The organism is Streptomyces saintjeani (assembly GCF_055409605.1).
Map to the genome: position 1 here is coordinate 4,047,235 of NZ_CP189624.1, position 9,166 is coordinate 4,056,400.

Annotated in this window: 9 protein-coding genes; 4 read left to right on the plus strand and 5 right to left on the minus strand. The window is 70.1% G+C overall.

Features of this window, described 5'->3' with window-relative positions:
* Positions 1-51: 51 nt before the first annotated feature.
* A complete protein-coding gene (gene afsK / locus ACQCO7_RS18240; RefSeq protein WP_464072849.1) occupies positions 52-2,490 on the minus strand; it encodes a protein serine/threonine kinase AfsK in 2,439 nt (812 codons plus the stop codon).
* A 211-nt stretch (positions 2,491-2,701) separates the two neighbouring features.
* Positions 2,702-3,505: an AfsK-binding protein KbpA gene (gene kbpA / locus ACQCO7_RS18245; protein ID WP_464072850.1), complete on the minus strand. Its 804-nt coding sequence runs from the start codon at positions 3,503-3,505 to the stop codon at positions 2,702-2,704.
* Between the two features lie 133 nt (positions 3,506-3,638).
* Between kbpA and ACQCO7_RS18250 the strand changes: the two genes are divergently transcribed.
* On the plus strand, positions 3,639-4,274 hold the full coding sequence (locus tag ACQCO7_RS18250; protein ID WP_059043759.1) for a TetR family transcriptional regulator: 636 nt from the start codon (positions 3,639-3,641) through the stop codon (positions 4,272-4,274).
* A gap of 83 nt (positions 4,275-4,357) precedes the next feature.
* Here the strand turns inward: ACQCO7_RS18250 and ACQCO7_RS18255 are convergent, their stop codons facing one another.
* Positions 4,358-4,831 carry a nitroreductase family deazaflavin-dependent oxidoreductase gene (locus tag ACQCO7_RS18255; RefSeq protein WP_464072851.1) on the minus strand — a complete coding sequence of 158 codons (474 nt, stop codon included), beginning with the start codon at positions 4,829-4,831 and terminating at the stop codon, positions 4,358-4,360.
* Positions 4,828-6,144 (minus strand): acyl-CoA dehydrogenase family protein, encoded by a 1,317-nt coding sequence (locus ACQCO7_RS18260; protein ID WP_464072852.1) that lies wholly within the window; start codon positions 6,142-6,144, stop codon positions 4,828-4,830. The genes ACQCO7_RS18255 and ACQCO7_RS18260 overlap by 4 nt, the downstream gene beginning before the upstream one ends.
* 90 nt (positions 6,145-6,234) lie before the next feature.
* Between ACQCO7_RS18260 and ACQCO7_RS18265 the strand changes: the two genes are divergently transcribed.
* Positions 6,235-7,395 carry a thiolase C-terminal domain-containing protein gene (locus ACQCO7_RS18265; RefSeq protein ID WP_464072853.1) on the plus strand — a complete coding sequence of 387 codons (1,161 nt, stop codon included), beginning with the start codon at positions 6,235-6,237 and terminating at the stop codon, positions 7,393-7,395.
* Between the two features lie 4 nt (positions 7,396-7,399).
* Here the strand turns inward: ACQCO7_RS18265 and ACQCO7_RS18270 are convergent, their stop codons facing one another.
* On the minus strand, positions 7,400-7,912 hold the full coding sequence (locus ACQCO7_RS18270; protein ID WP_464072854.1) for an ATP-binding protein: 513 nt from the start codon (positions 7,910-7,912) through the stop codon (positions 7,400-7,402).
* A gap of 176 nt (positions 7,913-8,088) precedes the next feature.
* On the opposite strand from ACQCO7_RS18270, the gene ACQCO7_RS18275 reads away from it, so the two are divergent.
* Complete coding sequence (locus ACQCO7_RS18275; protein WP_464072855.1) at positions 8,089-8,940, plus strand: helix-turn-helix domain-containing protein; 852 nt, start codon at positions 8,089-8,091, stop codon at positions 8,938-8,940.
* Positions 8,941-8,948: 8 nt separating this feature from the next.
* Complete coding sequence (locus ACQCO7_RS18280) at positions 8,949-9,143, plus strand: hypothetical protein (protein WP_464072856.1); 195 nt, start codon at positions 8,949-8,951, stop codon at positions 9,141-9,143.
* Positions 9,144-9,166: the final 23 nt, after the last annotated feature.

Genomic DNA, 9,166 nt, shown 5'->3' on the forward strand with positions numbered 1-9,166 from the left:
TCTAGGCAATGCCTGTCACGGTCATGCCACCGCCCGCCGACGACATGGTCCTCACGCCGGCCGAGCCGTCCCCGTCCCCTTCTCCGCGTCCAGCGCGTACACGCACCGGTCCTTGCTGCACGCGTACACGACCCCGTCCCGTACGACCGGAGAGCCAGTGATCTCCCCGCCGGTCGCCAGCTTCCACCGCAACCGCCCGTCATCGGCCTTGAGCGTGTACAGCAGACAGTCGGTCGACCCGAAGTGGATCCGCCCCTCGGCGACGGCGGGCGCCCCCACGATGTCCCCGCCGGCCTGGAACCGCCACTTGGGTGTCCCGGTGACCGCGTCGAGCGTGTAGAGCCCCTTCCCGCTGCCCACATGGACATGCCCCGCCGCGACCAGCACGGGATCGATGGAGGACCGCGCCTCGGTGGCGATCCGCCACCGGTCACGCCCGTCGGCGGCGTCGAGGGCGTAGACCGTACCGAGGTAGTCCGCGAGGTAGACCCCGCCCCCCGTGACGGCGGGCCCCGGCACGAAGGTGGGCGGCGACAGGAACGCGGCCGGTGCCTCGAAGTGCCAGCGCACCATCCCGGTCGCGATGTCGACCGACAGCACCCGCGTACCCGCGGAGACGTACACGTTCCCGTCCCCCGAGGGAGTTACGCGTACGGGTACGCCCCCGCAGGAGGCGGCGTCACCGATGGGGTAGGACCATCGCTCCTCACCCGTACGGGCCTCCAGCGCGCGCAGCCTCGCGTCCTGCCAGACGTACACCGTGCCCTCGTGCAGCACGGGCCCCGCCTCGGGGGACTCGAAGTCGGTCTGGCAGCCGCCGATCTCCCACAGCTTCTGCCCGTTGGACGCCTCCCAGCCCTGCGCGCCGCCGCCGCGCGTGCCGGTGACGATCGTGCCGCGCTCGGCCCGCAGGGAGTACACCCAGGCGTCGGCGGGCAGCCGCCACAGGTCGCCGCCCTCGCGGGCGTCCAGGGCGAAGAGGGTGGGCCCGTCGGAGGCGTGGACCCGGCCGTCGGCGACCGCCATCGACCAGGCGACGTCCCGCGTCTTGAACCGGCGCCGACCGGTCGCGACGTCCAGCGCGTGCACCTCGAAGGAGGTGACGTAGACGAGGTCGCCGTCGACCGAGGGGGTACCCCAGACGTCGTTCGACATACGGAAGCGCCAGGGCCGCCAGCCGGGCGGGGCTTCCGGGGACGCGCTCGGCAGGGCGGGCACACCGGTCACCCCACCCCCAGGTACTACGGGTACGACGGGGTCGGCGCCGTTGGCACCGGGCCGCACCCGCGTCCAGGACCCCGTAAGACCTGGGTCGGGTACGGGGGCCCGTACCGCGGAGGTAGCCCGGATGTCGGAGATGCGCGGCCCGGGACCGATCGGGACGGGCGCGCCCGCGAGCCGTACCGGACTGGCGTCGGGCGCCCCCATCGGCGCGGGGAACGGCGCGGGACTGGACGGCCTCGGAGGTACTACGGGTACTACACCCCCGCCGGGTACGACGGGGTCGCGCGACGGCGGAGGCGGCAGCGCGGGCCTGCCCCCCAGGTTGACCCCGCCCCCGCTCCGCCCGGAAGGCCCCGCGGGTTTCGGCGGGCGCCCGCCCCGGCGGGTCTCGATCATGGTGACGGCCTTCTCCGGCAGCCACGCCGAGGCCGTACCGCTGTCGTCGGACCCGGACCCGAAGAGGTGCGGCGCGAGCTGCGCCTGGAGGTCGGCCGGGTTGGGCCGGGCGGTGGCCTCCATCTGCATGCACGACTCGATGAGCGGCCGGAGTTCGTCCGGCAGCCCCTCCAGGTCGGGCCCTTCCCGCAACAGCATGAAAACGGTTTCTACCGGATTCGCGCCATGGAACGGCGGATGCCCGGTGGCCGCGAAGACGAGCATCGACCCGAGCGAGAAGACGTCGCTCGCCCCGGTCACGCTGCGCGAGTCCTTCGCCTGCTCGGGCGACATGTACGCGGGGGTACCGACCGCGACGTTCGTCATGGTCAGGCGGGTATTGGACACCCCGGAGGCGATACCGAAGTCGATCACCCGGGGGCCGTCCTCGACGACGAGGACGTTCGACGGCTTCAGGTCTCGGTGCACGAGACCCGCGCCGTGGATGGACTGGAGCGCTTCAGCGACCCCCGCCGCCAGCCATCGCACCGCCTGGGCCGGCAGCGGCCCGCAGTCGTTCACTATCTCTTCGAGGGAGGGCGCCGGGACGTACGCGGTCGCCAGCCACGGCACGGCCGCGCGCGGATCGGCGTCCACGACAGCGGCCGTGTAGAAGCCGCTTACTGCGCGCGCCGCCTCGACCTCGCGCGTGAACCGCACACGGAAGAGCTGGTCCTCGGCGAGTTCCGTCCGCACCGTCTTGATCGCCACGCGCCGGCCCGACGCGGAGCGCGCCAGATAGACCAGCCCCATGCCGCCGGCTCCCAGCCGTCCCAGCACCTCGAACGGCCCGATCCGCCGCGGATCGTGCTGCGTCAGCTGATCCACCACTTGCCTGCCACCTCCCCGTACGGGCCGCGCAAGCCACGTCCTCACGCGACCCCGTGCAGCGTCTCACCACCGCACCGCCATGGCGGCACGCACCCCCGATTGTTCCTGGCCGGGCGGCTGGTTGCGAACCCGGTGAAAAATAGGGCGCTACTTCATCTACCGGAACATTTCTTCCAAATCAACGCCGGATCGCCTTCGAACCGATGTCGATTCACGCCGGTTCGACGCCGAAACGGCGGTTCTCCCGCTGCAACAACGCGAACGACGCCCCTTGATTGTCCGATACGACGGCGGCGATCCCGTAGGACGTCGGGAACGGCCCGGCCTGGACCCGCCCGCCGAGGCGTACGACGGTCCGTACGGCGACGGCGCAGTCCTCGACGCCGAAGTGGACGACGAAGTGCGGGGGCATCTCGGCGGGGAAGACGTCGGAGACGGGGGCCCGGCCGAAGTCGGGGCGCGCACCCTCGCCGAAGAGGGCCTCGTGGAAGAGGCCGCCGTAGAACGAGTTCACGGCGTCGATGTCCCGGGCGTACAGCTCGGCCCATACGAAAGTGCCAGGGGTATGACGTACCCCGAAACCAGGGTGGCGCTCCCCCTGCCAGAGCCCGAAGACGGCGCCCTCGGGGTCGGCGACCAGGGCGGCGGCGCCGAGCCTGCCGACCGGGAAGGGGGCCATCACGACCTGGCCGCCGACGGCGACGATGCGCCCGGCGGTACGGCGGATGTCGGGGGTCGCGAAGTAGACCGTCCAGACGGTCGGCATCCGACCGTCACTCTTGGGAGCCAGGGCAGCAACCGGTTTCCCGTCTTTGCTGGCCCACAGCGAGCCGCCGTGGTCCATTCCGGGGTCGTCGGGTACGCCGAAGGTCCACCCGAAGAGCTCACCGTAGAAACGCTTTCCCGCGTCGAGGTCGGGAAGCTGGGCGTCGACCCAGCAGGGAACGCCCTCTCCGTAACCGCCCGTGTGCGCGGCGGTGCCCTCTCCGTACCCCGATGCCCTGTTTTCGGCCATGCGCCCAAAGTAACGGCGGGACCCGCACCGCGCAGACCAGCGGATGCGCCCCGGGAAGTGGAATGCACCCCATTTGGATCGGCCGAATCGCGCTCCGATCACCCCTCGGTAAGCTGACGGCATGACAGGACAAGTGCGTACCGTCGACGGCCGCGTAGCCGGTCGGCGTGGGCAGGCCACGCGGCAGAAGCTGCTGGACTGCCTCAGCGAGATGCTCAGCTCCTCTCCTTACCGGGACGTCAAGGTCATCGATGTCGCCCGGAAGGCGGGCACTTCGCCCGCGACCTTCTACCAGTACTTCCCGGACGTCGAAGGCGCCGTCCTGGAGATCGCGGAGCAAATGGCCGCCGAGGGCGCGGGGTTGACCGAACTCCTCGAAGGCCGTTCGTGGGTCGGCAAGGCCGGCTGGCAGACCGCGCAGGAACTCGTGGACGGTTTCCTGGAGTTCTGGCGGAAGAACGAGGCGATCCTGCGGGTCGTGGACCTCGGCGCGGCCGAGGGCGACAAGCGGTTCTACAAACTCCGGATGAAGATCCTCAACTCGGTGAACAACTCCCTCGCGGACGCGGTCGCCGAGCTCCAGTCCAAGGGCAAGGTCGACAAGGACGTGAACCCGGCGGCCGTGGCCGGTTCGCTCGTCGCCATGCTCGCGGCCGTCGCCTCGCACCAGAAGGGGTTCACCACCTGGGGTGTGAAGCAGGCCGAACTCAAGCCGAATCTCGCGCTGTTGGTGCACCTCGGCATCACCGGCAAGAAGCCGACGAAGTAGGCGTGCAGACCTGACTCGTCCTGTCTCAGCGGGCGGTGGTTCACCTGGGTGGGCCATCGCCCGTTGCCGTCGGACGGCGGGTGTCACGTGGCGGTGATCCTGAACAGGCGGATCTCGCGCTCGATCCGGGCCTGGTACGTCGCGTACGGCGGCCAGAAGGCGAGCGCGGCCTTCCATGCCGAGGCCCTCTCCTCCCCGGTCAACAGCCGTGCCGTGACGGTGACTTCACGCCCCTTCCAGCTGATTCGCGCCTCCGGGTGGGCGATGAGGTTCGCGGTCCACGAAGGATGCCCCGGGCGGCCGAAGTTGGAGCCGATGAGCAGCCAACTCCTGTCGCCCTCAGGCATGCAGGCGAGCGGCGTCCTGCGGGCCAGCCCGCTGCGCGCGCCGGTTGAGGTGAGAATCACACCCGGCAGCATCTGCGCGCTCAGCAGCACCTTGCCGCGGCTGAGACGGTGTACGGCGCGGTCGAGCGCGGGCAGGACGCGCGGGGCGACCTTGCTGAACGCCCGTGTGGAGGACACGCGTTGGACGAGCCGGACGCCGATGGTGATCACGCGGTGACCTCCTGTTGCCGGGTGTTGCTCTGGTCGGGGTACGGGGCGTGCGTCGAGCCGGGGCGCGAGTCGTCCCGTTGAGCATTCTGCCGAGTGTTCCGCTCGCCGCCACCTCGCTCGAAGATTCCAGCCCCGTCGGCCGCATGCGCGCGGAGCCGGTGCGGCGGCCCGAACAACAACGCGTCCCCCACTGCCCGTTTGAAGTACAGCTGCGCGTCGTGCTCCCACGTGAACCCGATCCCGCCGTGCAGTTGGATCCCCTCACCGGCGGCGAGCCGCAGCGCGTCCAGGGCCTGCGCGAGCGCGATCCCCCCGACCGGCTCGGCCGACTCCCGCCGCACCGCCCAGGCGGCGTAGTACGCGGCCGAACGAGCGGCCTGCACCTGCACGTACACGTCCGCGAGCCGGTGCTGCACGGCCTGGAACGATCCGATCGCCCGCCCGAACTGCTCGCGGTGCTTGACGTGTTCGACGGTCAGCTCCAGTACGCGCTCGGCGGCACCGACGGCTTCGCAGGCGAGGTGAGCGGCGAACGCCGCGCCGGTCGAGGCGAGCACGGCCCGTACGTCGACGTCGTTGCCGCCACTGTCGCCGTCAGCCTCGCCCTTGCCCTCTGCCTCGCCGAGCAACTCGGCGGGAACGTCCCTCAGTTGGACGCGCCCGAGTGGCCGGGTGACGTCAAGTGCGGTATGCCGCACCCGCGTCAGCCCGACCGCGTCCCCGCGTACGACGAACAGCCGCACCCGCGACCGGGCGAACCCGCCGCAGTGCGCGGCGACGATCAGCAGCCCGGCGCTGTGCCCGTCGAGGACGCGCACGACCTCGCCATAGAGCCGCCAGCCGTTGTCGCGGGGCCGGGCCTGTACGCCACCGGCGCGCCCGCCCCCGGCCCAGTCGCCGTTGTTCTCGCAGGTCAGGGCGAGGGCGGCGGGTGGAGCGGCGAGGGTGGCCGTGAGGTGGCCGGCGGCGATGCGGGGCAGGAGAGCGGACCGCTGCTCCGGACTGCCGAGGGCGTTGATGAGCGGCCCGGCGAGGACGGCGGTCGCGAGGAGCGGCGAGGGCGCCAGGGTGCGTCCCAATTCCTCCCCCGCGAGCGCGAGTTCGAGGGGCTCGCAGCCGACTCCGCCGTACGTCTCGGGCAACGCGAGGCCAGGGAGCCCGAGTTGGGCGGAGAGCGCGTTCCACAGGGCGGGGTCGTATCCGGCGGGGGTGTCGGCCGCCGCCCTCAGCTCGGCCGGTCCACAACGTTTGCCGAGGAGTTCGCGCAGAGTGCGCTGGATCTCGTGCTGTTCGGCGGTGAGGCTGGCGTCCACAGGTCCCCCAGGGCTCAAGATCTGACGATCCGTCATACCAAAGCGCCGACACATAGAGAAGAGAAGGGATCTGATATACCGTCAGATCTCATGACGCGCAAGGTAGCTGTGGTGGGCGCGGCCCTCTCCGACTGCGGTCGCCTCGACGACACGACCCCGTACGCCCTCCACGCCCAGGCGGCCCGCCGCGCACTGGCGGACTCCGGCCTCGACCGGGGGGTGATCGACGGCTTCGCCTCAGCGGGCCTCGGCACGCTGGCCCCGGTCGAGGTCGCCGACTACCTGGGCCTGCACCCGACTTGGGTCGACTCGACGTCCGTGGGCGGCTCGACGTGGGAGGTCATGGCGTCCCACGCCGCCGACGCGATCGCCGCCGGTCACGCCAACGTCGTACTCCTGGCGTACGGTTCGACGGCTAGGGCGGATGTGCGGGCGGGGCGGCGGGGCGGGACGCTGGCCTTCGGGAGCCGGGGGCCGAGCCAGTTCGAGGTGCCGTACGGGCACACGCTGATCGCGAAGTACGCGATGGCCGCGCGGCGGCACATGATCGAATTCGGCACGACCATCGAGCAGTTGGCGTCGGTGGCAGTGCAGGCGAGGGCGAACGCGGCACTGAATCCCGACGCCATGTTCCGCACGCCGATCACCGAAGCGGACGTGCTGGACGGGGAGTTGATCGCGGACCCGTTCACGAAGCTGCACTGCTGCATCCGCTCGGACGGGGGCGCGGCGATCTTGCTGGCGGCCGAGGAGTACGTACGGGACTGCCGTTCGGCGCCGGTGTGGGTGCTGGGGAGCGGGGAGTACGTCTCGCACGCGAGCATGTCGGAGTGGCCGGACTTCACGGTGTCACCGGCTGCGGTGAGCGGACGAACAGCCTTCTCACGCGCCGGAGTTCGCCCTGCCGAGATGGACTTCGCCCAGATCTACGACGCGTTCACCTACATGACGCTCGTGACCCTCGAAGACCTCGGCTTCTGCGCGAAGGGCGAGGGCGGGGCCTTCGTCGAGAAGGGGCGACTCCTCGTCGAGAGCGGCGAGTTGCCCGTCAACACCGACGGCGGCGGACTCTCCGCCCAACACCCCGGTATGCGGGGGCTGTTCCTCCTCGTCGAAGCGGTCCGCCAGCTGCGCGGCGAGGCAGGGGGGAGACAAGTCCGCACCCGGGACGGGGACTTGCCTCGGTTGGGGGTGGCTTCGGGGACGGGCGGGTGGTTCTGTTCTTCGGGGACGGTGGTGCTGGGGAGGTGAGGGGTCAGGCCGACTTGAGGTAGCCCTCCGCGCCCTCCCTCGGCAGCAGGGCCCACATCTTCGTGCCGCCGCTGAAGGCGCTGCTGGCACCGATGCCCCAGTCGCCGTCGCAGGCGTTGACGACGCGGTCGAGGAGGTCGAGGGAGGTGCAACGGTGGTTTTCGCAGGCGGACTTGAGGTGGCGGTTGGCGTGCTGGGGGTGGTCGTCGAAGAGGGTGAAGTAGAGGGCGTCCTGGCGGTAGCGGAGGGAGAGGTAGATCTCCTGGCCGGGGGTGAAGACGCAGGCGCAGGTGGTGAGTTCGCTGACGGCCTGGACGGCGGCGTCGGCCATGGAGGTGAGGGAGTGGATGGCGAGGATGGCGCGGGTGGTATGGCGGGCGACGGAGGGGGTCTGGAGGCCGGCGGGGAGGGTGAAGCTGTAGCGGAGGTCGGCGGGGAGGCAGGGGGTGAAGGAGAGCTGGGCGGGGTTGAGGCGGGGGGACCGGCAGGTTCCGTCTCCGGGCTGGTCGAGGTGCACGGCAACTCCCTTGGGGCGCGTGGGGATTGAGTGGCTCTGTAACTGAGCCACGACTGACTGTAGGGACCCTGGTTCCACGATGTCTACCGATTCGAGGAACAATTACACCCACGGGTGGTGGGCCGGTACGATCGATCGGCAGACTTGGTGTGACCACACGCGTAATAAGGGGCGGTATGGGCACGAGGAGCACGCCGACGCAGCGACAGAAGCGCCTGGGCGCGGAGTTGCGGAAGATGCGGAACGCGGCCGGAGTCACCACGGAGTACGCCGCCGGTCTTCTCGGCTTCGACCGGACCCGGCTGTCCAACATGGAGTCGGGCATCCGCGCCTTCCCCGGCGACCGCATCCGCACGCTCGCCTGCAACTACGACTGCACGGACGAGGATTACGTCAACGCGTTGGTCGCCATCGCCGAGAACAAGGAACGCGGCTGGTGGGAGGAGTACCGGGGCACGCTGCCCGCCGGACTGCTGGACATCGCGGAGATGGAGTGGCACGCCAAGCGGCTGGACACGGTCCAGTTCATGCACCTGCCCGGCCTGCTCCAGACGGAGGAGTACGCGCGGGGCATCTTCAGCGCCGTACTGCCACCCGTCAGCAGGTTGGAGGTTGAGTTGCGTGTCGCCCAACGCATGGCCCGGCAGAAGGTCTTCGAGCGCCCCGGCCCTCTCCCCTACACCGCGTACGTCCATGAGGCGGCCTTGCGTATGCAGTACGGGGGCATCAAAGCCACCCGGGACCAACTGACATATCTGGCCGAGCAATCCGAGCGCGACAACATTGACGTACGGATCATCCCCGTGACCGTCGGTGAATTCCCTGGCGCCGGACACGCGATGCTGTACGCGAGCGGCCCTGTCCCCCAACTCGACACCGTGCAGCTGGACTCCGCACACGGGCCGGTATTCACCGACGCCGACGCCCAACTCACGAAGTATCGTGCGCATCTGGACTGGATGGACGCGGCAGCCTTGCCCCCGGAAGGCTCTCGCGAGCTCATCCGCAACGTCGCCCGTGAACTCTGAGGAACACCATGCGCACCGATATCACCTGGGAAGACCCCTTCTGCGGCGAGGGCAATAACTGCTTCAGGCTCGGCACCGACGCTTCAGGAAACGCTTACATCGCCGTTGCTGGCCAGGAAGACACCCCCCTCACCGACACCCACAACGCCCTCCGCGCCCTCATCCTCGAAATCAAAGCCGGAAAAGCCGACCACCTCCTCTGAACCCCCTAACGCCGAACGGGGCG